Here is a 24,329-nt window from a genome sequence, read left to right on the forward strand (position 1 = left end):
TCAATCGAGCTCCGCGCGCACGCGCTGGCCCGGCGCATGGAGCCGTCCGTCGGGCAGCACAACGACGCTCCCCTCGCCGAGGCCCTCGACGACCTCGACGGCGCCCTCTCCGCGAATGCCCAGCTTCACGTCCTTGCGCACGAGGCGATTGTCCTCGACCGCGAACAGCCAGGGCGCCGGCGTCGCCGCGTCGCGCACGGCGTCGCTCGGAACGACGAGCGCGCTCTCGCGCCGCGCGACCGAGAGATCGATGGAGACGGTCATGTCGGGCAACAGAAAGGCTGGCGCGCTCGGCACAGCGAGGCGCACCTCGACACTGCCCCTCTGCGGATCGATGGAAGGCGCGATGTAGCTCACCTCGGCGTCGAACACCTGTTGCGGATAGGCGTCCGCGGACGCGCGCGCCTTCTGCCCCAGCGCGATCCACGCGAGGTTCCGCTCATCGGGCTGGAAGACGAGCTGCGGGCTCCCGTCCGCGGCGAGCACCATCAACGTTCGCGCCGGCTGCACGACGTCGCCGGGCTCCACGGAGCGCGTGAGCACGACGCCGTCCTGATGCGCCACGATCCGCGTCTGCGCGAGGCGAACGGTCGCGCCGACGTGCTGCGCCTGCGCCTGGAGGAGCGCGGTCAGCGCGACGCGGGAGTCCGCGCCCATCGGGGTCGACGCGATGCGCTGCGCCTCCGCCGCGACCTTTTGCGCGCGCGCGAGCTCGACGCTCTGTCGGGCGTTGTCGAGCTCGGCTTGAGCGACCGCCCCCGACGCCGAGAGCTCTCGCACCCGCGCGAGCTCGACCTCGGTGCGCTCGAGGTTCGTCTCCGCCTGACGGAGCGCCTCCGTCGCGACGATCGCGCCGACGCGGCGGAGCTGCTCGACGCGCGCCGTCGCCTGGTCGACGGCGGCCTTCGCCTGCGACACCGCCGCGCGCGCCTCGGCGTCGTCGATCTGCACGAGGAGATCGCCCCCCTTCACGCGTTGCCCCTCGATCGCGCCGACCGCGACGACGAGGCCCGGGACCTGCGCCGCGACCTGAACGCGCGTCGGCACCCTCACCCGTCCGCTCGCGACGACGCGCTGCTCGAGATCCTTCCGAGCGGCCACGGCGACCTTCACCTTGGGTCCGCGCGCGCGCACCGCCACCACGATCGTGGAGGCCGCGAGCAACGCGATCAGGAGCCAGAGCCCAGGGCGCCGAAGGAGCGTCCTCATAGGCCGAACCGTTTACCACCAAACCGACGCGGCCTGCGAGGCCCGTCATGCGGAACGCTGGCGCAGGAGAAAAGACGGAGCCCCCACCGGAGGCCCGCTTGCCCATCGCCCGAGGTTCCGGCCCGGGAGGGCGGAGCGTGGGTCAAGGGCGGCGCAGCCGGCTCGCGTCGCGAGCGCACCCTTGACCCGCGCGAGCACTCCCGGATGCTGACTGCGCGCTGGGCCGACTTCACCGATTTTCTTCACCGCCTTTCCGCGCAAGTACAAGCTCACCAACACGAATAGCCTCCTTGCCACAGAAGCGGCCACCCGGCGCGTACCGCCCGCGTCGATCGCTGCCAACCCGGAAGCGCTGCCCGAGTAGAATGCGCCAGTGAGCAACGTGCCCAGCGCCGCCGACGAGGTCGAGCGGTACCTCCGCACCGGCGAGACCGACCCTCACAGCGCGGCGTGGCCCGGCGAGTTCATGGAGCGTGCGAACCGCGCCCACGAGGAGCTCCGAGGCGCGCTCGTGCGCGAGGTGCGGCGGCGGACCGAAGGACTCGCGCACCAATCGCTGCCGCACGCCGACACCGTCGCCATCACGCGCGGCAAGGTCGAGCCGATGGTGCGGGGGCTGTTCCCGCGGGTCGAGCAGGACGCGGTGCTCGCGACGCTCGAGAAGTCGGTCGTGTTCGTCACGAGCGCGAACATCGAGCCGCTCTTGCTGAAGCATGGATACGACAGCTCGGCGTGGACGCTCGCCAACCTGTACCTCGCGAGCCTCGGCGCGGATCTGCTCTGCGAGGACGCGCCGCGCCTCGTTGGCTTGAGCGAGGGGACGACCTGCTATGTCTCGGTCGAGTACTTCGCGGACGACGATCCGTTCGCCGACTTCATCGTTCACGAGGCGGCGCACGTCTTCCACAACTGCAAGCGCGCGACCGTCGGTCTTCGCGAGACGCGGACGAAGGAGTGGCTCCTCGACATCGAGTACCGCAAGCGCGAGACGTTCGCGTACTCGTGCGAGGCCTACGCGTGCATCCTCGCGCGCGCCAAGGGCCCGGCCGAGCGCCGTGCGCTCGCCGCGGAGTACGGTGCGACGGCGCGGCTCTCCGAAGAGCGGGTGGACGCGAGCGAGGTCGCAGACATCGTCGCGGAGGCGGCGAGCGCACGGAACGGCTGGAAGATCATCCTCGCGCGGTGCGCTCCGGCGAGCCGTCCGCAGTCGGCTATCCAGCTGCTACGGGCGTCGTGGGCCGCGGAGGATGCTGCCCGGCCTCGGTGATCGAAATCGGCCTCGGCATCCATGCATGTCGGCCCGTTGGCCCAGCACTTCATCTACGTCATCGTCACCCCGCCGCCGTCACGTTCACGGGGAACCAGCACACGCACGCGCTATCGTGACATCACGACACTCTGGGCGCGGGGGGCCCGCCATCGAGCTCCCGGAGGATCGGAGGGTCGGGCAGGTTCGCCACGCGGCGCACAGCGGATGGATGCCTCGGGCTGCTGGACGACCTGCTCCCCTCCCATCGGGCGTTCCACCCGGTCGAAGGGGTCGCCCCTCGTCCGAGCTGGGATCGCACCGGGTCGAGGGGGGCCGCATCGGGTCGGAGGGGGCCTCGGCCCGGACCGATTCTGTGACGGCTGCGAGAAACGCCCCGTAATTCTGAGTATGAGCCCTTCTCGTCCTCCGACCGACCCGGTCCAGCACGGCGCCTGGACATCCATGCATACAACCGCCGTTCATGTCCTCCCTGGCATGCTCCGGTTCCTCGGCGTCGCCGAGGACGACCTCGACGACCTGTGCCAGGACGTCCTGCTGGGCGCCTACCGCAGCTTCCCCCGGTACGACCCGATGCGGTCCAGCAGCGCGCGCGCCGCGGTCCTGGTGGACTCGCCAGACACCGTGGGATACGCCGCAGCGCCCGCGCAGGCCGCTGTGGCCGCAGACAGCGCACCGTGCGACACGCCTGCCTGGCTGCGCACCACACCCACGGGCATGCCCGATCCATCTCGGCCGGAGCGCCTCGGCGAGCACTGGAGGGCCGAGGCGTCGTGGCTCTTCGGGATCGCCTGGCGGCAGGTCCGCCATCATCTGGAGCGCGCCTACCGGCGCCGCGAGGTGCCGGTAGGGCTCGCGGACGCCGCCCACTTCCAGCGGGCAGACGCCGCGGCGAGCAGCGAGCATCACATCGCCGCGAAGGAGCGGCTTGCGCTCGCGATCCGCCTCCTGTCGGAGGTCGCGCCCGAGCGCCGCGCCATCCTCCTCCTGGCCGACGCGTACGATGTCCCGATGCGCGAGATCGCGCGCGCCCTTTCGCTCAACGAGCACACCGCCGCGAGCCGGCTGCGCCTCGCGCGCCGGGACTACCGCGCCGCCGAGAAGCGGCTGCGCCCCGAGGAGAGGCGGGCGCTCCGGTCCAGCGTCGTCGTGCTCCCGCTGTTCTCCGCGACCTCCTTGCGTTCGCTCCGCGAGACGATCCTGCCCGCGAGCGACCCGGCCACGCCGAGCGCCGGAGCGCGGGGCGATGGGACACGGTGGCGAGCACGCTTCGTGCGGCTCGCGCGCCCGGTCGCCCGGGCCCTTCGAGCGGCGCTCGGGTGGGGTGCGGCAGGCGTCGCCGGCGGCGTGCTCCTGGCCGCCTGGCTCGCTCGAGCACCGGTCGACTGGGCGCGCCACCTCGGCCCGGGCGCGATACCCATCGTCGTCGCCCGGAGCACACATCCAGCCCCGACGCCGGAGCCGCGACCCCGGGGCGTTGTCGGTGAAGCGCCTCGCCCCGACGACGCCACGCGCTCCGCCGACCCCCAGAGCCCCCGAGCGCCCGCGGCACGGACGACCGATGGGCCAGGCCAGCGCAAGCCCGCCGGATGGAGGCACGTCTCGGCGCCCCCAGAGCAGAGCCAGGATCGGCTCGACGAGGAGCTCGCGCTGCTCGATGCGGCCAGACAAGCGCTGCTTCACGGCGAGCGCGGCGCTGCCCTGAAGCACATCGACGCGCACGCGCAGCGGTTTCCACAGAGCCGGCTGAGGTTGCTGCGCGAGCGTCTTCGGTCGAGGGCGGAGGTGCTGCCGGCGAAGACGACCGGCGGCACGGCAGGGCACGAGCGGCGATGACCGCAAAACCGCCGCTTCACGCGCGCGTCGCGTCGCGCGCCCCGCGATGGGGAAAGCGGGCATGGTGCGCAGCGTTCGCTTCGATGGTCGCGGCCCTTGCCGCGCAGCTCGCGGCCGCGCCGGTCCGGGCCGATTCCGGACCGCCCCGGGCGCGCGTGCGGATCGAGCTCACGCGCGGCCCAGGGGCCGAGCGCTGCCCCGACGAGCGGTTCCTGCGCGCGGAGATCGCCCGGCGCATGGGCTTCGACCCCTTCGACGCGGAGGCTCCGCTCACGATGGCGGTGTCGATGGAACAAGGGCAGCGCGAGCTCATCGCGTCGATATACCTGCGCGATCGCCGCGGCGTGGTGATCTGGACCGACGGCTACAGGGCGCGCGGCGACTGCAGGGCGCTGGTGTCGACGGTGGCCCTGTCGATCGCGGTGCAGCTCGACGAGACGGGCGAGCTTCCGGCCCCGCAGGCAGCGCCGGCCCCGCGGGAAGAGCCGGCGACGTCCGCGGAAGCGCCGTGCTCCCCCGAGCGCCCGTGCGCGGGGCAGCCGGCGCCGCCGCCGAGCGAGGCGCCGCCCGCGCGCCGGCAGGGCAAGGCGCCGCCCGCGCGCGAGCTGCGATCCGTGCGGGCGCCGCCCTCGAGCAGTGCGGGGCAAGCCGCGGCGGAGCGCATCCGGTGGAGCGTTGGCGCCGGCGCCACGATGGCGCTGGGGCTGACGCCCGGCGTTGCGGTTGGGCCGACGTTGGCGGTCACGGGACGCTGGCCGGCATGGTCGGTCGCGCTGGAAGCCCGCGGGCTCTCGTCGCTGTCGACGAACGTGGACGACGTGCGTGTGGCGACATCGGCGCTCACCGCGAACGCTGCCCTGTGCCTTCACCGGCAGTTTCTCTTCGCGTGCGGGGTCGGAGAGCTCGGCGTGCTCCGTGTCGTGCCCGAAGCTCCAAGGATCGCAAGAATGCTGCTGAATCTTCGTGCCGGAATTGGCCTGCGAGCCGGCGTCAGGTGGCCGCTGTCAGAGGGCCTCTCTGGGTACGGAACTGCCGAGGCGGTCCAGCGCACGATCGACGCGTCACTCCTCCGTCGTGGAGGCATCGCCGAAGCAGAGCGCGCAATCTGGAGCGCTCCCGCGCTCGGTGCGGCGTTCGGGATCGGTCTCGAACTGAACCTATGAGGAGGTCCGGCGGCAGAGATATCCGCCCTCCCCCAAGGTGACAAAAAAAAATGAGAAACGTTTCACGACCGAGGGAATGCTCAGCGCGCGCCAGGCCCGCGGTACGACAGCCGCCTTGCGCTCAGGGCCATCATTCCCATAGGGTACGACGCATGCGCGTTCCGAGCTTTGCCCTCGCAGGCGTCCTGTTGACTGCGAGCTGCACCCAAGCCCCCATCGTCATTGAGGGCCCATGTTCGGACGAAGAGCGCGTCCACTATCCTGAGTGGTGCGAGAAGTACGGCGGCGACGGCGGTCAGGGCGGCGGTGGTGGTGGTGACGGCGGCGGTCAGGGCGGCTCTGGCGGTCAGGGCGGCTCTGGCGGACAGGGCGGCGAGGAGCACAGCGCGCTGTGCTCCGGCCAGTGCGTCTCCCCCGCCCCTCTCGGCTGGTCCGGCCCGGCGCTCCTCTGGTTCGGCCCGCCGGAGGCCACCCCCGAATGCCCCGCCGACGCGCCGACGATCGGGTACGAGGGCTTCGCCGATCTCCAGCAGGTGCCGAAGACGTGCCCGACCTGCGCGTGCGACCCGCCCGAGGTCTCGTGTTCGCTCCCCACCGCGTGGGCCGCATCGTCGTCCTCGTGCCCCGGCGATGCGCCCGACGCCGTCGCGACGCCATTCCCCGCGCCCGACGCGTGGGACGGCGCCTGCACCGCCGGGAGCGCGATCCCCGCCGATCAGGACTGCAACGGCGAGCCCTGCGTGCAGTCGCTGACGATCGCGGCGCCCTCGATCACGGCCGGCGCGTGTACGCCGCGCATCGAAGTCCCGCAACCCATCCCCCAGAACGCGCGCTGGTGGGCGACGCGCGCGAAGGCCTGCGTCGCCGGGGCGCACACCGCGTGCGCCGACGCGACGACGTGCGCGCCGGCAGCGCCGCCCGGGTTCCTGACCTGCGTCTACCACGAGGGAGAAGCCGAGTGTCCGAAGGGCTACGCCCAGAGGCACGTCTTCTATAAAGACGTGCTCGACGGCCGCGATTGCACCCCCTGTAGCTGCGGCGAGCCGACCGGCGCCTCGTGCACGATCATGGCGTCCGTGTACCGCGACGCGGCATGCACGGACCTGGTCGCGTCGACCCTCGTCGACTCGAGCGTCCCGTTTTGCGGGGTGACGCCGCCCGGCCTCGGTCTGGGGAGCAAGTCGGCCGCGGTCGTGGCGATGGAGCCGGGCGCGTGCGCGCCGCAGGGCGGCGAGCCCGTCGGCGAGCTCCAGGCGACCGAGCCGTCCACGTTCTGCTGCATCGCCTGAGCTCGCCGGAGCCGCCCCCGCCGGAGCCGCCGCCGACCGGGATGACGACGGCCGAGCGCCGGCCGATGTCTAGGAGGTCGCGGGCGCGGGGGTCGCGGGCGCTGACGCCGCCGCCGGCTTGCCGTTGGCCTGTCCGGCCTCGGCGGCCTTGCGGGCCTTCTCGCGCCGCGCCGACGCGCGCCGGCGCCGCTCGTAGGCGCTCGTCACCTCGCGGGCGATCTCGGGGTGGCGCCGGAAGACGTGGGCCGCGGTCTTCCGGATGGCGCCGACGCGCCCGACCATGAGGTGCAGCAGCTGGTTGCGGATCGTGGTCGCGGCGGTCGAGGCGCCGACCTCGGGGGCCGCTTCCAGCGCTCGCCGCTGCAGATCCTCCGCGAGCTTCCTGGCCTCGGCGATGAGGCGCGCGTCGAACGCCTCGTCCGCCTCGACCAGGCGATCCTTGAGCGGCTCCGCGAGCCCCGCGTAATCGCGGAGCGCCTGGGAGAGGGCGCTCGAGCGCTGGCCGTCCTGCGCGTGGAACTCCTTGATGCGCGCGAGCTGCGCGTCGGCGGGCTCGTCGACGTCGTCGTCGAGCAGGAACTCGAGCGCCGACTCGAGCTCATCGACGACGAACCGGGCGCGCTCGCCGAGATCGGCCACAGCCGGATCGACGATGAGGAGCAGCCGAGTCTGCGCCTCCTGCACGGCCTGCACGATGGAGAGCAGTTCGTCGCTGCTCGATGCGGGCAGGCGGCTCTTGACCCGCTTGAGGCCCGGCCGCTCGCCGTCGGGCTCCCAGTACTTCTTCACGAACGCCGCGGCGGCGACCGCCTCGCGCACAGCGATGTCGTACGGAATGTTCAGCGGGTTGTCGGTCCGCTCCGACCCGGCGGCGACCTTGACCCAGCGATCGAAATCCTGTCCTTGCTTTGCCATGATGATTGCCTGACCCCTCCTCCTGCGACCCGCGCCCCTCGGGGCACGACGCAAAGCGGCAAGGATGAGCTCGGTTGTGGAGACGTCCAGCACGGAGCAGGATCTGGACACGGGTGGGCGGAGCCGGAAGGCGAGGCGGAGGGGTGGGATGTCCTGATGAGCCCACCACCTGTCCAGATGGGCGCGCGGGTTGTCCAGATGACCCCTCTCCCTGTCCATATGGGCAGGCGGGGGTGGCGAGCGCCTCGGTCAACGCGTCGAAGTACACCGAGGAGCTGGGGAAGTTCGAGGCCGCGCGCAAGCTCATCGAGGCGAAGCTCCGCGCCGAGACCGACCGGCTCGTCGCCGCCGAGCACCAGCTCGCGGAGACAGCGCGCGACCGGCTCGACCTCGAGGTCGCCGACAAAGAGGCCGAGTAGATCGGCGCCGCGCTCCGCGACTTCGCGCGCGTGTGGAAACTGATGACGCCCGAGAACCAGGGGCCCCTCCTGCGCGCCCTCGTCGCTGCCGTCCGCGTGAAGGAGGAGACCGGCGTCGTCGAGGTCGAGCTGGTGAACTTCGCCGCCGATGCCGGCTCGAAGGAGGCCGCATGAGTCTCGACACGCAGCAGGCCGTGATGTCCGAGGACGCGCCCAAGGACCGCCACATCCTGACGGGCACGCTGTTCCGAAGGCGCAGCTCGCGCGTGACGCTGACCGAGGAGCCGCCGCCCTCGAAGCCCGAGCCCGTGCGTCGCCCCGCCAAGGTCGCCCGGATGCTCGCCCTCACGCATCACCTGCAGAGTGCCATCGACCGCGGCCTCGTGGCCGACCGGGCCGCGGTTGCGTGCAAGCTGGGGCTCACGCGGGCCCGGGTGACGCAGCTGCTCGATCTCTTGCACATGGCGCCCGATCTTCAGCAAGCCGTCCTGACGCTCGAAGCCGTCGACGGCACCGAGCCCATGAGCGAGCGGGCCCTGCGGGCTGTCGCGCACGCCGGGAGCCGGGTGGAGCAGCGGGGGGCGTGGGAGAGGACCGACCCTGGACTCGTTTCATCGACTCTGGTCGACTTATGTAGAATATTGTTTGGGAGTGCCGACGCTGGTAGGGTCTGAGCGAATGCAAACCGTCGCGCAGGTTCAGACCGCCGAGCCCTGGGTGTCCGTCGAAGAGGTGGCCCTGCACCTCGGCGTCGCCAGAGACTCCGTGTACCGCTGGATCGATGCGAAGGGCCTGCCGGCTCACCGGATCGGAAAGCTCTGGAAGTTCAAGCTCTCGGAAGTGGACGACTGGGTGCGTGCAGAAGGAGCGAACGAGGCGCAGGCGCGAGCCAAGCCCGTGTGCCGCAACTCCACGAGGAAGAAGAAATGACCACGGCCCACGCCCGCACATCAACGAAGACGACGCCCATGCTGTTCGCGCGCCAGCGACAGCTGCTGCAGCTGCTCGACGCGGTCGGAGGCTCGGCAGGGAAGCTCGACTTCCAGAAGCTGTTGTTCCTCTAATGCCAGGAGCCGTCGTCGGGCGCGCCGTACGACCTCGTGTCGTACAAATTCGGAGCCTTCTCGTTCACGTCCTACGCGGATCGCCGCAAGCTCATCGAGCGAGGGCTGCTCGTAGACGACGAGCACAGCTGGCAACTCACCGATGACGGCCGCCGCATCATTGGTCGGACGGGCAACATGCAGCTCACGGCGTTCGCCAAGCGATACCGCGCGCTGCGCGGCGATGAACTCGTTGCCGACACGTACCGTCGCTTCCCTTTCTTCGCCACGCGCAGCGAGGTCGCCGAGCGCGTGCACAAGGGAGACCGCGACGCGCTTGCGCGCATCGCATCAGCGCGGACAGGGGCGAGCGGGCGGGCGCTGCAGACGACCGGCTACGAGGGACACACTCTCGAGAGCTACCTGAACCTGCTCCTCAAGGGCGGCATCACGGTGTTGTGCGACGTCCGACGCAACCCCCTCAGCCGCAAGTACGGCTTCTCGAAGAGCACGCTGGCGTGGGGATGTGAGGGCGTGGGGATCCGCTACGAGCACCTGCCTGAGCTCGGCATTGCCTCCGAGCAACGGCAGAGCCTCGAGACGCAAGCGGACTACGACGCGCTCTTCGCTGAGTACGACCGCACCTGGTTGCCGAAGCAGGCAGACGCACTGAAGAAGAGCCGGGGTTGGGTCGATGGCGGGGAGCGCGTCGCGCTCACTTGCTACGAGCACCTTCCAAACCAGTGCCATCGCCACTGCATGGCCGAAGCGCTCGAAGCGCGATTCGGGAAGGACTTCTCCGCGACGCACCTGTGAGGGGGGCATGGACAAGGAGCGCATTCTCATCACGGTCAAGACGTACTCGACGCTCTCGCGGAAGTACGGCGAGACCGTATGCACGGCCGGCGTTCGCGAGGACGGATCGTGGGTCCGCATCTACCCCGTCCCCTTCCGACGCCTCGACGAGAAAGAGCAGTACAGCAAGTTCCACTGGCTCGACTGCCGCCTCGTTCGAAACGCAACCGACCCTCACCCAGAGACCTTCCGTCCCGTCGACGAGCATGAGTTACATCCTGTCGAGCACATCGACACCTCCGACAACTGGCGCGAGCGTCGGCGCATCTTGCTCAAGACCGCACGCGTGTATGATCGCCTCGACGACCTGATCGCAGGCGCGAAGGCGAACCAGGTCTCGCTCGCGGTGTTCAAGCCAACGCGCATCCTGGAGTTCGTGTGGGAGGCTGAAGAGCGGCAGTGGAACCCGGACAAGGTCCGCGAGATGCGAGAGGCAACGAAGCTGTACGACCTTTTCGCCGACAAGACCTGGCGCGAGACCTTCAAGGAGATCGACAAGCTGCCCTACAGCTTCTCGTACAAGTTCGAAGATGCAGCCGGGCGCCAGAGCGAGCTGCAGGTGCTCGACAGGGAGGCTGGTGCCCTCTACTGGAACTGCCTCCGCTCCGCTGACGGCGACGAGCCGCGGGCGCTCGCGAAGGTCCGGCAGAAGTACTTTGGCGAGTTCCTGCCGAAGGACCTGCACTTTTTCCTCGGGACCACGCAGCAGTTCCACTTCGTCGCCCCAAACCCGTGGGTCATCATCGCCATGTTCCCCATGCCGCACGAGAAGCAGCTAGAGGACCGATCAGGTTGATTTTGTGATAATTCCGGTCGTTTCGATGCAAGGCTCGACGGTCTCGTCGGGCCATGATCTCGTCCGCGTCCGGAGGTGCACGGATGGAACGATGGTCGCCGCCGGTGGAGCTGTCGCGGCAAGAGCAGGCGCTGATGAAGCGGCTGACGCGCGTGAGAGCACTGTTCGGCTTTCTCAGGCAGCACCGGCACGAGCTGTTCGATGAGACGTTCCAGGAGCAGCTGGAGGGCATGTACCGGACGACGGGGGCAGGCGAGCCGCCGCATCCACCGGCGCTGATGTGCATGGTCACGCTGCTCCAAGGCTACGTCGGCGCATCCGATGCCGAGGCGGTGGAGTTGTCCGTCGTCGACCTGCGCTGGCAGATGGTGCTCGGCTGCCTGGGTGCGGCGACGCCGCCGTTCTCGCAGGGCGCGCTGCAGGCGTTCCGAGAGCGGATGGTCGAGCATGAGATGGACCGGATGCTGCTGGAGCGGACCGTGGCGCTTGTTCGGTCTGGCGCTATGACGGAGGGCGAGAGGCGTGCGGTGTCCAAGGCGCTGCGCGTGGCCATTGATAGCCGCCCTTTAGCGGGGGCCGGGCGGGTTGAGGACACGATCAACCTGCTCGGCCATGCTGCACGCAGCATCGTCCGCGTCGTGTCGAAGATCACGGAGCGTCCGCCCGAGGAGATCTGCCGCAAGGCGGGCATCCCGCTGCTTCTGGCTCCCAGCATCAAGGCCGGGCTCGACCTGGACTGGAGCGACCCGAAACAGAAGGCGGCAGCGATTCAGATCCTGGAGCGGCAGGTCTCGTCGCTGCAGCAGTGGGTCGACCGCCACCTGGACGACGTCGTCGAGCAGCCGCTTCGTACCTATCTGGAAGCGGTCACACAGGTCCGAGCCCAGGACCTGGAAAGAGCCGAGGATGGGACCGTTCGCATCCGGCGAGGTGTTGCGCCTGACCGCCGTGTCTCCATCGAGGACGCCGAGATGCGCCACGGCCGCAAGAGCCGCTCGAAGCGGTTTGACGGCTACAAGGAGCACATCGCACGCGACCTTGACGTTCCCGTCATCGTTGCCTGCGCGGTGACGCCAGCGAATCGACCGGAAGAAGAGGGGGCAGCGCCGATCGCCGAGGACGTGCAGCATCAGGGGCTACGCGTCGTTGAGCTGCACATCGATCGCGCCTACGTGAACAGTCCCGTTGTGGGCCGCGTGATCGGCGCGGGCGGCCAGGTGTTCTCCAAACCCTGGGGGCAGCGGGCTCGCAAGCTCGATTTGTTCAGCAAGCTCGATTTCAAGATCGACCTGCGCGCCAAGACAATCACATGTCCCGCCGGACAGGTCGAAGTGTTCGAACCGGGCGACACGGTCGAGTTTGATCCCGAGGAATGTGGCGCGTGTCCCCTCCGAGCCAAGTGCACCAAGGCCGCCTCGGGACGAGGGCGGACCGTGTCCATCGCCGAGGACGAAGCTTTGCAGCGCAAGTTCCGGAAGCTGCAGCAGACCAGGCCAGGGCGCGCCGTGCTCCGGCAGCGGATAGCTGTGGAGCATGCCCTCGCCCACATCGCGGCGCGGAAAGGACACACCGCGCGCTATATCGGCGCCAGGAGAAACCTGTTCGATCTTCGGCGTGCGGCAGCGATCCAGAATCTCGAGGCGGCCTAGCGGCTGCTCCAGGAGGCAGCATAAACCATTGGAATCAGACGATTTTCAGTATGTTCGCCGTTCTAGGGCTCTTCTGACCGGTGGCTCCGGCCGAGGCGTGGCCCGAGCAACCGAGCCCTACGCGCCTTGGCGCTCGGCGGGGGCCTGGTGGACCGGCACAGCCGGCGGAGCGCTGATCGCTACCCGCAGCCGGTGGAGCGTTGCGCGTCGCGCCCGGCCTGATGTAACCTGGCGTCGGCTGGCAACTTCTGCCAACCGCTACCCAGGTCGAGCCTGGTCCCTGCCGGACGAGATTCTCACGCTGCCAGAGGTCGCTCAGTTGCTGAAAGTCGCAGAGAAAACCGCCTACACGATGGCCCAGAAGGGCGCGCTCCCGGCGTTCAAGGTTGGCGACCAGTGCCGGTACAAGCGCGACGACGTCGACGCGTGGATCGAACGGCAGAAGGCTGCTCTGCGCGACCCGGGCGAGGAGAAGTAGCGTGGCCCCGACCTGCGCCATCTTCGCCCTTGGGTTGGTTCCACGCGGGGGGAACACATGAAGCTCGAGGAGATCTCGACTGGGGCGAACCTGGACGGCGTGGAGCCCACCAGCGTCGTGTCGGTTGTGGCGGCGATCCTGATTCCGCCCGACGCGCTACAGCTCGTCTACCGCCTTCCTGACGGTGCGCTGCGCGAGCGGCTCCTGTCGCGAGCAGACGAAGGTTCGATCAAGATCGCGACCGAAACGCGCCCGTGGTCGTTCGACGGTGACGGCGCAGCCTTTCAGCTCACAGCCGAGGCGAAACGCATCGACCTCGCCTTTCTCTTCGACCCGATGATGGCGGTCCACACGTCCAACGTCGATCCGTTGCCGCACCAGATTACGGCAGTCTACGAGTCGATGCTCCCCCGACAGCCCCTCCGCTTCGTCCTCGCCGATGACCCGGGCGCCGGCAAGACGATCATGGCCGGGCTCTACATCCGCGAGCTCATCATGCGCGCCGATGCCCGACGCATCCTGATCGTTGCGCCCGGCAGTCTCGTCGAGCAGTGGCGGGACGAGCTGTTCGAGAAGTTCGGACTCGAGTTCCGCGTGTTCTCCAAGGACCTTGAACTCGCCTCGCCAAGCGGCAATCCGTTTGAAGGCGTCGATCACCTCATTGTTCGGCTCGACCAGATGTCGCGGGCCGAGGAGATGCACGAGAAGCTCTGCGCCGCCTCGTGGGACCTCGTTGTCTTCGACGAGGCCCACAAGCTCTCCGCGCACTTCTTCGGTCAGGAGCTTAAACGCACGAAGCGGTTCAATCTCGCCGAGAAGCTCGGCGCGCGCACGCGCCACCTGCTCCTAATGACGGCGACACCGCACAACGGGAAGGAAGAGGACTTCCAGCTCTTCCTCTCCTTGCTCGACTCGGACCGGTTCTACGGCAAGTTCCGCGACGGCGTGCACAAGGTCGACACCTCCGACCTCATGCGAAGGATGGTCAAGGAGGAGATGGTCAGGTTCGACGGGACGCCGCTCTTTCCAGAGCGCCGCGCCTACACCGTCAACTACAAGCTCTCGGACCTCGAGGCCGCGCTATACGAACGCGTCACGACCTACGTCAAAGACGAAATGGGCAAGGCCGATGAGCTGAACGGTCAGCGCCGTGGCTCCGTCGGCTTCGCGCTGACTGCCCTCCAGCGTCGACTCGCCTCAAGCCCTGAGGCCATCTTTCAATCGCTCAAGCGCCGACACGCGCGTCTCGAGCGCCGGCTCCGGGAGGAGAAGCTCGGTGCCCGCGGTCGCCGCCCCCTCGCAGAGACCATCCCGTCTGTGCCGGACGACGAGGACGAGCTCAACGCGGACGAGCAGGAGCAGCTCGAGGAGACGCTCGTCGACGAGGCCACCGCTGCGCGCACGATCGGCGAACTCGAGGGCGAAGTCCTCGTGCTGCAGGCGCTGGAGCAGCGTGCGCTCGATGTCGTCGCCTCTGGACAGGATCGCAAGTGGGAGGAGCTGTCGCGCATTCTCCAGGACGATCCGCACATGCGCGATGCAGGCGGCCGTCTTCGCAAGCTCATTATCTTCACCGAGCATCGCGACACGCTGAACTACCTCCACCAGAAGATCGCCGGCGTGCTCGGCAACCCCGACTCCATCGTCACGATCCACGGCGGGACTCACCGCGACGAACGCAAGCGGATCCAGGCGACGTTCTGGAGCGACGCCGAAGTGCGGGTGCTGATCGCGACCGACGCAGCGGGCGAAGGCGTGAACCTGCAGTGCGCGAACCTGATGGTGAACTACGACCTCCCGTGGAATCCGAATCGCCTCGAGCAGCGGTTCGGTCGCATCCACCGTATTCGCCAGACCGAGGTCTGCCACTTGTGGAACCTCGTTGCGAAGGAAACGCGCGAGGGCGACGTCTACCATCGACTCCTTGAGAAGCTCTCCGTGGAGAGCGAGGCGCTGAAGGGCCGCGTCTTCGACATCCTGGGGGAAGTCTTCGAGGAGACGAGTCTCAAGGACCTACTGCTTCAAGCGATTCGATATGGAGACCAGCCCGAGGTCCGTTCTCGCCTGTACCAGAAGGTCGAGAAGGCCCTGAACATCGAACACCTCCGAACGATCCTCGATCGCAACGCGCTCGCGCAGGAGTCGATGAACGCCGAGCGCCTCTTCGCGGTGAAGGAGGAGATGGAGAAAGCGGAAGCTCGACGTCTTCAGCCATTCTTCATTCGGTCCTTCTTCATGAAGGCCTTTGAGGGGCTGGGTGGTTCCATCCATCCGCGTGAGGCAGGACGGTTCGAGGTCACGTACGTCCCCACCTCCGTGCGCGAACGTGACCGCCAGATCACCGGGCGCAACCGTCGCGATACCACTCCGGTCCTCAAGAGGTACGAGCGCGTCTGCTTCACGAAGGACGCCGTCCGTCCAGAGAAGCCCGGTCTCGCGGTCGCGAGCATGCTGCATCCCGGCCACCCGCTGATGCTAGCGGTCACCGACATCCTCTTGGAGCAGAACACCAATCTGCTGCGCCAGGGGGCGGTGCTCGTCAATGCCGCCGACGACGGCGTCGAGCCACATCTCCTCGTTCTACTGACGCACGAGATCAAGTCGGGCGACGGACAGGCTCTCTCCAAGCGGCTCCAGTTCGTCCGCGTCGAGCCGAACGGCAACGCCAGTTTCGCTGGCTGGGCTCCACATCTCGATCTGCAACCACTGGAGGAGAGCGATCAACCCCGCCTCAAGGAGGTGCTCGAGGCGCCGTGGATTCGAGCTGACCTCGAGCAGAAGGCGCTCGCCTTGGCGGCGAGCACGCTCGTCCCAGAGCACTTCCGAGAGGTCGCGGCGCGTCGCATCGCACACGTCGACAAGACGTTGGCAGCGGTGCACGACCGCCTGAGCAGGGAAATTTCGTTTTGGTCGGACCGCTGGATGAAGCTCCGAGAGGATCAGCAGACCGGCAGGGACGTCCGGCTCAATCTGGAGAACGCACGACGCACGATCACCGACCTCGAGGGGCGTCTTGAAAACAGGCGGCGCGAGTTGCAGGCCATGCGGCACGTCGCGTCGGCCACGCCGATAGCGCTCGGCGGTGCGCTGGTGGTGCCGATGGGGCTCCTACGTCGACTGCGCGGCGAAGCTCCTGACGGCGTTGGCTTCTCCACTGACCCGGAAGCAAGAAGCCGCATTGAGCACCTCGCGATGAAGGCGGTTCGACGAACGGAGGAGGCCCTTGGGTGTCGTGTCGTCGATGTGTCCGCGCAGAAGTGCGGCTGGGACCTGACCTCGTATCCACCGCCCGTGGACGGCAAGCATCCGGAGGCTCGGCACATCGAGGTGAAGGGGCGCATCAAGGGCGCCGCGACTATCACGGTCACGCGCAACGAGATGCTCTACGCACTCAACCAGGCCGAAAAGTTCTACCTGGCGATCGTGATGGTCGGCGACGACGATTCACTTGAAGGGCCGTTCTATCTGCAGAACCCGTTTGAGGCCGAGCCCGGATGGGGCGTTTCGTCCATCAACTTCGAGATCAAGGCGTTGCTCGAGCGCGCGAGGCGCCCATGACGCTACCGAGCACCCTTCGGCTCGACAGGCTGGCGTTGCGGAACTTCCGCTGCTTCGCGGACTGTTCCGTCGAGTTGCATCCCCAGCTGACCGTCCTCGTTGCGGAGAACGGCCGCGGGAAGACCGCTGTCCTCGACGCCATTGGCATTTCGCTCGGGCTCTTCGTCGACACCATTGCGGGAACGCACCAATCGCATGGGTTTGAGCGCTCCGATGTGCGGCTCGCACGCACCCCGAACGGAGCCATGCTGCCGGCTCTTCCCGTGGAACTGACGGCTAGCGGCTCCGCGGATGGGGCCCGTCTCTCGTGGCGTCGGGCGCTCAACGGGACCGGCGCCCGCGCGCGCACCACAACGAAAGACGCCGAGACGCTGCGCGCTGCTGCGGGGCAACTTCGCGAGCGGCTGGAGGGTTTTGCGGCAGGCGGTCGCGAACAGCCACCTCCGCTTCCTCTGGTCGTCTTTTACGGCACTGGGAGGTTGTGGAGCGAGCATCGTCTGACCGAAGGCAAACGGTCCGGGGACAGTTCGGCGCTCGGCCGCCTGGCGGGCTACCTCGACAGCCTCTCGTCCTCCTCGTCCTTCAAGACGTTCGTGGCCTGGTATGAGGCGACTGCCAACGCGGCGCGCAGCGGCACCGCCGTCGCCTACGGCCCTAACGAAAGACCGGAGAAGCTGCTCGCTGCCGTACGGGAAGCCACGAGGACGGTGCTCGAACCCACGCGCTGGAGAGACATCGACTGGGAGTTCCCGCCGAAGGATGAACACGGAGCCCCGAAGGGGGCCGGCTATCTCGTCGTCGAGCACGAGGATCACGGGCGCCTCCCGCTGTCGATGCTGAGCGATGGGGTCCGGAACATGATCGCGCTCGTCGCCGATCTCGCACACCGGTGCGTTCGCCTCAATCCCCACTTTGGAGAAGCGGCCGCACGGCTCACGCCCGGCATTCTTCTCATCGACGAAGTGGACATGCATCTCCACCCACGCTGGCAGCAGCGAGTCGTGGAGCTTCTCCAGAAGGCCTTCCCCGCGATGCAGATGGTGTTGAGCACGCATAGCCCTCACGTGCTGTCGACCGTCGACGTCGCTTCGATCCGGGTCATCCGCGTGAATGACGGACACGGCGAGCTGGAGACGCCCACTTTCCAGACGCGCGGCGTCGAGAGCGCGGACGTCCTTGCGTCGATCATGGGAGTCGACCCGGTTCCCCAGGTGGAGCAGGCCATTTGGCTTAGCAGCTACCGTGCGCTCATCGAGGATGGATCCGCGGAGCGTGGGGAAGCGCTCGCCCTGCGCACGAAGCTTGTTGAGCACTTCGGGGCGAAGCATCCCCTGATGCGCGACTGCGAACGGCTGATTCGTTTTCAGTCCTTCAAGCGTGACCGACCGCGCACGGGGGAAAGCTGAGTTGCGAAAGCTCGACCGCACCGTCGCCCCCGCTCCCGCCTGTCTTGGCGGGTATCACCACGGAACGAACACCTGGGACGACGTCGTCGGTGACCACAAGCGCGAGATTCGCCAGTGCCTCGAGCAGATGCAGGGCCGACGCTGCGCCTACTGTGAAGGCGCGCTGGACGTGTTGGGCCAGCACATCGAGCACTTTCGCCGCAAGCGCCATCATCCCCACCTCACGTTCTCGTGGGGCAATCTTTACTGGTCCTGTGACCAGCGAGACTCCTGTGGCCACTACAAGGACCACGGTGCCGGCAACTACACACCCGCCGATCTGCTCGAACCAGGCGTAGATGACCCGGACCTCTACTTCCGCTTCCGCTCCGATGGAACGGTGCAGCTGCGGCCAGGGCTCACGCCGCAGCAAGAGCATCGCGCCCGAGAGACACTCAGGGTCTTCAATCTGCACCCGGGCTTCGGACGCCTTCGGAACATGCGCAAGGGCGCCGCGGCGACCTATCTCGGGCTTCTCGATGAGCTCGTTGTGCTGACGGAGGCGGACCGGCGCGACTACGTGCGCCTTGAGATTCAGGCAAGCGATGGCGAGCCGTTCTGCACCCTGATCCGGCACCTCTTCGAGGACCTCCTATGACTGCATCCCATCCAATCAAGTCCCCGAGGAAGCTCATCGAGGTCGCGCTGCCACTCGATGCGGTCAACGTCGCTGCCGCACGCGAGAAGTCGATTCGCCACGGGCATCCAAGCACGCTGCACCTTTGGTGGGCTCGCCGTCCTCTTGCAGCCGCAAGGGCCGTGATCTTCGCCCAACTCGTCAACGACCCCGGGTTTCAGCAGGGTGGTGGATTCAGGTACGGCAAGAACAAGAAGGAGGCCGCCGCCGAGCGCAAGAGGCTATTCAAGATCCTCGAGGAGTTGGTGAAGTGGGAGAACACTTCGAATGAAGAAGTCCTCGAGGCGGCGCGTACCGAGATCCGTCGCTCCTGGCGGGAAGTATGTGAACTAAATAAGGATCACCCGCAGGCCGCCCAGCTGTTCGACCCTGCCCGGCTGCCGGGACTTCACGATCCCTTCGCCGGAGGAGGGGCCATCCCGCTCGAGGCCCAGCGCCTTGGCCTCGAGTCGTACGCGACAGACCTAAATCCCGTCGCCGTCTTGATCAACAAGGCGATGATAGAGATCCCTGGCCGCTTTTCGGGAAGGCCGCCTGTTGGTCCCCTCGTCCGGGGCGAGCAGCTAACATCCGCGAACTGGAGCGGCGCGACCGGCCTCGCCGAAGATGTAAGGCGCTACGGCGCTTGGATGCGAGAAGAGGCCTGGAAGCGCATCGGGCACCTATACCCGCCGGTGGTCATTACGCCTGAGTTGGCTCGGGAGCGGCCGGACCTGCGTGGACTTGTTGGCGAGAAGCTGACTGTCATCGCGTGGATTTGGGCCCGGACTGTGCGCAGTCCTAACCCGGCCTTTTCTCACGCACACGTACCGCTTGCGTCCACCTTCATCCTCTCCAGCAAGTCTGACAAGGAAGCCTTCGTCACGACCACCGTCAAGAGCGACACTTACCGGTTTCAGGCGTGCGTCGGAAAACCGACTGCGGCGGCGGCAGCAGGTACCAAGTCCAACGGTCGTGGCGCGAACTTCCGGTGTATTTTGTCCGATGCACCCATTTCCGCCGACTACATACGCGCCGAGGCTCAGGCCGGACGAATGGGGCAGCGACTCATGGCAGTCGTTGCTGAGGGGCCGCGAGGACGCGTCTTCCTCGGGCCAGAAGACGATGCTGAGGAGGTCGCGAGGAGTGCAGAGCCTACCTGGAAGCCCGATGTAGAGTTCTTTCAGCAGGCGCTGGGGTTTCGCGTTGGAAACTACGGCATGCGTCAGTGGAGCGATCTGTTCACGCCGCGGCAATTGGTAGCACTCGACACGCTCAGCGATCTTGTCATCGCGGCTCGCGACCGAATCCATCATGACGCTGTCACAAGCGGCATGGCTGACGATGCCGTTCCCTTCGATCAAGGTGGACGAGGTGCCTCTGCCTACGCGGACGCGATCAGTGTCTACCTTGCCTTCCTCGTGAGTCAGGTAGCCAACCACTCGTCGACCATTTGCGGATGGAATCATCCGAACACGCAGATGCGCAGTGTCTTCTCGCGACAGGCTATCCAGATGACTTGGGACTTTGCGGAGGCAAACGTCTTCAGCGACTCGTCAGGAAGTTACGCGAACTTGTACGAGCGGCAAGTAAAGGGAATGAGCGCGCTCGGTGCCAGCGCATTCGGCTTTGCCATGCAAGCGGACGCGCAGACCCAAGACGTTTCCACCGGCAAGTTCGTGTCAACGGACCCACCGTATTTCGATAATATTGGATACGCGGATTTGTCGGACTTCTTCTATGTGTGGCTGCGTCACTGTCTGCGCCCCTCATTCCCCAACCTGCTGGCGACCATCGCGGTCCCGAAGGCCGAAGAACTCGTAGCGACTCCGGCGCGACATGGCGGCAAGGCAAAGGCCGAAGAGTTCTTCATGGGAGGAATGACCGCGGCTATGCGCCGTCTTTCTGACCTCGCGCATCCCTCCGCGCCGATCACCATTTTCTATGCATTCAAGCAATCGGAAACCGAGGACGAAGACAGCATTTCCTCCTCGGGATGGGAGACGTTTCTCGAGTCGGTTCTCGCGGCTGGAATGCAAGTGAGCGGCACCTGGCCGGTGCGAACGGAGAAGGAAGGTCGAACGCGAGACAATGATTCCAACGCGCTAGCGTCAAGCATTGTCCTAGTGTGCCGAAATCGCTCACGCAATGCTCCTTCCATTTCGCGACGGGAGTTTCTTCGAGAGCTGAACTCCGTACTTCCGGAAGCGCTGGATGAGATGACGAAGGGGGCGGGCGGCGAGCGATCCCCTGTCGCTCCGGTGGACCTCTCTCAAGCGGTCATCGGCCCCGGCATGGCGGTGTTCTCAAAGTACACTTCGGTACTGGAAGCCGATGGGTCACCAATGAGTGTGCGAACGGCTCTCCAGCTGATCAATCGATTTCTCGCTGAAGATGATTTCGATCACGACACTCAGTTCTGTCTGCATTGGTTCGACCAGTACGGCTGGGGCGAAGGTGCGTTCGGTGAGGCTGACGTACTCGCCCGCGCGAAGGCCACAAGCGTTAGCGGACTTGACGGTGCAGGCGTGGTTCGCAGCGGCGGCGGGAAGGTGCGCTTGCTTCGGCCTAGCGAGTACCCGTCAGACTGGGACCCAGGAAGCGATGCTCGGCTCCCAATCTGGGAGGCGCTGCACCAGCTCATTCGCGCGTTGCGTGAAGAAGGAGAAACGGGCGCCGGTCATCTTCTCGCGGCAGTCAAGGCGAAGAGCGAGGCGATCCGCCAGCTCGCCTATCGCCTCTACACGCTCTGCGAGCGTCGGGGCTGGGCCGACGACGCGCGGGCGTACAATGAACTCGTGACATCGTGGTCTGCGGTCGAGTCCGCGGCTGGCGAGGTCCCAGAGGCGAACGTGCAGCTCAAGCTATTTGGAGGCAAAGAATGAAGCCGTGGCGTGAAATCAGCGTGCCTCATCCCGACGTTCTAGAAGGCACGTTTCAGCAGTCGGAGTTCGCGGCGGACATCACCGCTGTGCGCGACGGCAAGGCCACGCGCGAGTACCAAGACGCCGGCGCCTTCTACCAGCGCACCTTCATCACCGAAGGCATGCGGCTCCTGCTCACGCAGGTCGCGCAGCGGGTGAATGGCAAAGGCGGTGAACCGGTCATCCAGCTCCAAACAGCCTTCGGCGGGGGCAAGACGCACACGATGCTCGCCGTGTTCCACCTTGCCTCGCGCGCGTGCCCGCTCAAGGAGCTTGCAGGCGTTCCGGCGCTCTTGGACCAGGCCGGCCTCATGGACGTTCCGAAGGCCCGGGTCGCGGTGCTCGATGGGACCTCTCATGCTCCGGGACAGCCCTGGCCGCACGGTGACGTTCGGGTGCGAACGCTCTGGGGAGAGCTGGCCTGGCAGCTTGGAGGCGACGATGGCTACGCAATGGTGCGCGAGGCCGACACGACGGGCACTTCACCGGGCAAGGAGACGCTCCGCGCACTGCTCGAGCGGTTTGCGCCGTGCGTCGTACTGGTCGATGAGCTGGTCGCCTACATTCGTCAGTTCCCCGACGCGCAAGCCCTGAGCGGAGGGACGTACGACAGCAACCTGTCGTTTGTCCAAGCTCTGACCGAGGCAGCGAAGCTGGTGCCGACTGCGATGGTGCTCGCGTCACTCCCGGAGTCGGAGGTGGAAGCCGGCAGCTCCAGGGGCGTCGCCACGCTGAAGGCCCTGGAGAAGACGTTCGGACGCGTCCAAGCACTGTGGAAACCAGTCGCCACGGAGGAAGCCTTCGAGATCGTACGGCGGCGACTCTTCGAACCGATTCGGGACACGCAGGCTCGCGATGCCGTCTGCCGCGAGTTCGCGAAGGCCTATGCGACCGAAGGGACGAAGCTGCCTTCGGAGACCCACGAGGCCCGCTACTACGAGCGGTTGGTTCAAGCCTATCCGATTCACCCTGAGGTGTTCGACCGCCTCTATGAGGACTGGACGACGCTCGACAGCTTCCAGCGCACGAGAGGCGTGCTGAAGCTGATGGCGCGCGTGATCTACCGCCTGTGGAAGGACCAGAATCACGATCTGATGATCCTGCCAGGCAGCCTGCCGCTCTACGATGGGCCGTCGAGAAACGAGCTCGTCTACTACCTGCCTCCGGGGTGGGATGCCGTCCTCGAGGGAGACATTGATGGTGACCGCGCTGAGACCACTGAGCTCGACACGAGAGAAGCCCGCTTCGGCGCTGTTCACGCAGCGCGACGCGTTGCTCGCACGCTGTTCCTCGGCAGCGCTCCGTCGTCGGGTGACGCGCAGAAGGGGCCCCGTGGCGTTGATCGTGCACGAGTGCTCCTCGGTTGTGTGCAGCCCGGCCAGCCCTCAGCGGCGTTTTCGGATGCGCTGAATCGCCTCTGCGAGCGCCTGCACTATCTCAACAGCTCAGGGGACAAGGCTCACGACAACACGCGGTTCTGGTTCGACACTCGCGCAAACCTTCGTCGCGAGATGGAGGACCGCAAGGGTCGCTTTGATGACCGTAGCGAGGTACGCGGCAAGATCGCCGAAGTTCTGAAGAAGCTGTCGGGTGGTTCGGGGTTCTTCGATGGCGTGCATGTCTTCACGCCGAACGGGGATGTTCCGGACGACTCGTCGCTGCGGCTCGTATTCCTTCCACCTGAGAAGGCGTACAGCAAACAGGAGTCGAAGACGTCCTTCGACGAGGTCCTCGAGGTCGTGCGGACCAACGGCTCGAAGCCGCGCTATCGCGGCAATCGCCTGGTGTTCGTCGCGCCCGATCAGGGCTCGCTCATTCGCCTGCGGGACTGCGTTCGTACGGCCTTGGCTTGGAGTTCGATCGTCGACGACATCAAGACCGGGCGCTTGAACATCGACCGCTTGCAAGAGGAGCAGGCGAAGAAGGAACTCGAGACGGCCGAGAGCGTGGTACCCCGCGCAGCGCGCGAGTGCTTCAAGTGGCTGCTGTGCCCTGTCATGACTTCAGCCACGGACCGTCAAGCGACGGTGGAGGCCTTCCCGCTGAACACGAGCGGAGGCGGGTACCCCGCGGAGATGGATCGTGTCTGCCAGGAGAACGAGCTCGTCATTTCAACGTGGTCACCGGTGCACCTCCGGAACAAGCTGCGGGAACTCTATTGGAAGGAGTCCACAGTCGCGGTGCGCGCGGCTGCCGTCTGGGAGGACATGCAGAAGTATCTCTACCTCCCGCGCCTGAAGCACCGGAGCGTGCTCGAGCAGGCCGTCGTGAAGGGCGCAGCCAGCCGAGATTTCTTCGGCACCGCGTACGGCCAGAGTGGTGAGCAGTTCGAGGGCTTCAAGCTGGGTGATGCCAATATCCAGTTCGACGACACGCTGTTGCTCGTAGAGCCGGCCGCGGCAGTGGCGTACGAGGCCGCTCAGAAGAAGCCAGTGCCGCCGGTCGAGACTGGCTCGGGCGGCACATCAACAACTCAGGGCACTGGCAAGCCGACGCCGGTCGCCGTCGGTGCCGGGGCCCAGACGGGAGCGACGGGGGAGGTTCGAACGAAGCCTGGCAGTGTGCCTCCGCCGCGTGCGAAGGCGTTCTTCGGCTCCGTCGACGTGAGCGCCACCACCGCGAAGATGAAGCTCGTCTCGATCGCCGAGGAGATCATCGCCGTCCTGGCAGCCGATCCGAACGCTACGGTCAAAGTCACGCTCGAGGTGTCTGCCGAGTTTCCCGGCGGCGCCTCGGACCAGACCAAGCGTGCCGTCGCCGAGAACGCTGCGTCTCTCGGCTTCAAGAGCAAGCTATGGGAGTGAGCGGTGGCTCGCGACGTTCCGACATCCAAGCGCGGCGACCATCGGCAGCAGGCTGAGAGCCCT

20 protein-coding genes are annotated in these 24,329 nt (G+C 66.9%); 18 read left to right on the forward strand and 2 right to left on the reverse strand.

What is annotated here, in order from left to right; genetic code table 11:
- Positions 1-1,209: an efflux RND transporter periplasmic adaptor subunit gene (locus ACSRUE_RS42675; protein WP_441288578.1), complete on the reverse strand. Its 1,209-nt coding sequence runs from the start codon at positions 1,207-1,209 to the stop codon at positions 1-3.
- 373 nt (positions 1,210-1,582) lie between these two features.
- On the opposite strand from ACSRUE_RS42675, the gene ACSRUE_RS42680 reads away from it, so the two are divergent.
- From ACSRUE_RS42680 to ACSRUE_RS42695, 4 genes are all read left to right on the forward strand, one after another.
- Positions 1,583-2,476 (forward strand): hypothetical protein, encoded by an 894-nt coding sequence (locus ACSRUE_RS42680; RefSeq protein WP_441288579.1) that lies wholly within the window; start codon positions 1,583-1,585, stop codon positions 2,474-2,476.
- 444 nt (positions 2,477-2,920) lie between these two features.
- The gene (locus ACSRUE_RS42685; RefSeq protein WP_441288580.1) at positions 2,921-4,312 is read left to right on the forward strand and encodes a sigma factor-like helix-turn-helix DNA-binding protein; all 1,392 of its coding nucleotides are present in this window, start codon (positions 2,921-2,923) and stop codon (positions 4,310-4,312) included.
- A gap of 83 nt (positions 4,313-4,395) precedes the next feature.
- Entirely contained in the window at positions 4,396-5,475 is a 1,080-nt protein-coding gene (locus tag ACSRUE_RS42690) for a hypothetical protein (RefSeq protein WP_441288581.1), read from the forward strand.
- A gap of 152 nt (positions 5,476-5,627) precedes the next feature.
- Positions 5,628-6,764, forward strand: a complete 1,137-nt coding sequence (locus ACSRUE_RS42695) for a hypothetical protein (RefSeq protein WP_441288582.1) — start codon at positions 5,628-5,630, stop codon at positions 6,762-6,764.
- A 69-nt stretch (positions 6,765-6,833) separates the two neighbouring features.
- Here the strand turns inward: ACSRUE_RS42695 and ACSRUE_RS42700 are convergent, their stop codons facing one another.
- Positions 6,834-7,679 carry a hypothetical protein gene (locus tag ACSRUE_RS42700; RefSeq protein WP_441288583.1) on the reverse strand — a complete coding sequence of 282 codons (846 nt, stop codon included), beginning with the start codon at positions 7,677-7,679 and terminating at the stop codon, positions 6,834-6,836.
- A 233-nt stretch (positions 7,680-7,912) separates the two neighbouring features.
- Here ACSRUE_RS42700 and ACSRUE_RS42705 point away from each other — a divergent pair, with 233 nt between their 5' ends.
- The 14 genes from ACSRUE_RS42705 to ACSRUE_RS42770 all read left to right on the forward strand — a co-directional run bounded on the left by ACSRUE_RS42705 (position 7,913) and on the right by ACSRUE_RS42770 (position 24,266).
- Positions 7,913-8,098 carry a hypothetical protein gene (locus ACSRUE_RS42705; RefSeq protein ID WP_441288584.1) on the forward strand — a complete coding sequence of 62 codons (186 nt, stop codon included), beginning with the start codon at positions 7,913-7,915 and terminating at the stop codon, positions 8,096-8,098.
- 42 nt (positions 8,099-8,140) lie between these two features.
- A complete protein-coding gene (locus ACSRUE_RS42710) occupies positions 8,141-8,272 on the forward strand; it encodes a hypothetical protein (protein WP_441288585.1) in 132 nt (43 codons plus the stop codon).
- The gene (locus ACSRUE_RS42715; protein ID WP_441288586.1) at positions 8,269-8,772 is read left to right on the forward strand and encodes a hypothetical protein; all 504 of its coding nucleotides are present in this window, start codon (positions 8,269-8,271) and stop codon (positions 8,770-8,772) included. Before ACSRUE_RS42710 ends, ACSRUE_RS42715 begins: the two co-directional genes overlap by 4 nt.
- A gap of 4 nt (positions 8,773-8,776) precedes the next feature.
- Positions 8,777-9,028 (forward strand): helix-turn-helix domain-containing protein, encoded by a 252-nt coding sequence (locus ACSRUE_RS42720; RefSeq protein ID WP_441288587.1) that lies wholly within the window; start codon positions 8,777-8,779, stop codon positions 9,026-9,028.
- Positions 9,025-9,162 (forward strand): hypothetical protein, encoded by a 138-nt coding sequence (locus tag ACSRUE_RS42725; protein ID WP_441288588.1) that lies wholly within the window; start codon positions 9,025-9,027, stop codon positions 9,160-9,162. Before ACSRUE_RS42720 ends, ACSRUE_RS42725 begins: the two co-directional genes overlap by 4 nt.
- 177 nt (positions 9,163-9,339) lie before the next feature.
- The gene (locus ACSRUE_RS42730; protein WP_441288589.1) at positions 9,340-9,957 is read left to right on the forward strand and encodes a DUF488 domain-containing protein; all 618 of its coding nucleotides are present in this window, start codon (positions 9,340-9,342) and stop codon (positions 9,955-9,957) included.
- A 7-nt stretch (positions 9,958-9,964) separates the two neighbouring features.
- A complete protein-coding gene (locus tag ACSRUE_RS42735) occupies positions 9,965-10,792 on the forward strand; it encodes a hypothetical protein (RefSeq protein ID WP_441288590.1) in 828 nt (275 codons plus the stop codon).
- 83 nt (positions 10,793-10,875) lie between these two features.
- Positions 10,876-12,441: an IS1182 family transposase gene (locus tag ACSRUE_RS42740; RefSeq protein ID WP_441288591.1), complete on the forward strand. Its 1,566-nt coding sequence runs from the start codon at positions 10,876-10,878 to the stop codon at positions 12,439-12,441.
- A 319-nt stretch (positions 12,442-12,760) separates the two neighbouring features.
- Positions 12,761-12,919, forward strand: coding sequence for a helix-turn-helix domain-containing protein (locus tag ACSRUE_RS42745; RefSeq protein ID WP_441288592.1), 159 nt, complete (start codon positions 12,761-12,763; stop codon positions 12,917-12,919).
- Between the two features lie 57 nt (positions 12,920-12,976).
- A complete protein-coding gene (locus ACSRUE_RS42750; protein WP_441288593.1) occupies positions 12,977-16,477 on the forward strand; it encodes a helicase-related protein in 3,501 nt (1,166 codons plus the stop codon).
- On the forward strand, positions 16,474-17,883 hold the full coding sequence (locus ACSRUE_RS42755) for an AAA family ATPase (protein WP_441288594.1): 1,410 nt from the start codon (positions 16,474-16,476) through the stop codon (positions 17,881-17,883). The genes ACSRUE_RS42750 and ACSRUE_RS42755 overlap by 4 nt, the downstream gene beginning before the upstream one ends.
- 1 nt (position 17,884) lies before the next feature.
- Positions 17,885-18,520 carry a retron system putative HNH endonuclease gene (locus tag ACSRUE_RS42760; protein ID WP_441288595.1) on the forward strand — a complete coding sequence of 212 codons (636 nt, stop codon included), beginning with the start codon at positions 17,885-17,887 and terminating at the stop codon, positions 18,518-18,520.
- The gene (locus ACSRUE_RS42765) at positions 18,517-21,423 is read left to right on the forward strand and encodes a DUF1156 domain-containing protein (protein WP_441288596.1); all 2,907 of its coding nucleotides are present in this window, start codon (positions 18,517-18,519) and stop codon (positions 21,421-21,423) included. The genes ACSRUE_RS42760 and ACSRUE_RS42765 overlap by 4 nt, the downstream gene beginning before the upstream one ends.
- Entirely contained in the window at positions 21,420-24,266 is a 2,847-nt protein-coding gene (locus ACSRUE_RS42770) for an ATP-binding protein (protein WP_441288597.1), read from the forward strand. The genes ACSRUE_RS42765 and ACSRUE_RS42770 overlap by 4 nt, the downstream gene beginning before the upstream one ends.
- Positions 24,267-24,329 lie beyond the last annotated feature (63 nt).

The organism is Sorangium sp. KYC3313 (assembly GCF_052075895.1).
Classification (GTDB): Bacteria; Myxococcota_A; Polyangia; order Polyangiales; family Polyangiaceae; genus Sorangium; species Sorangium cellulosum_B.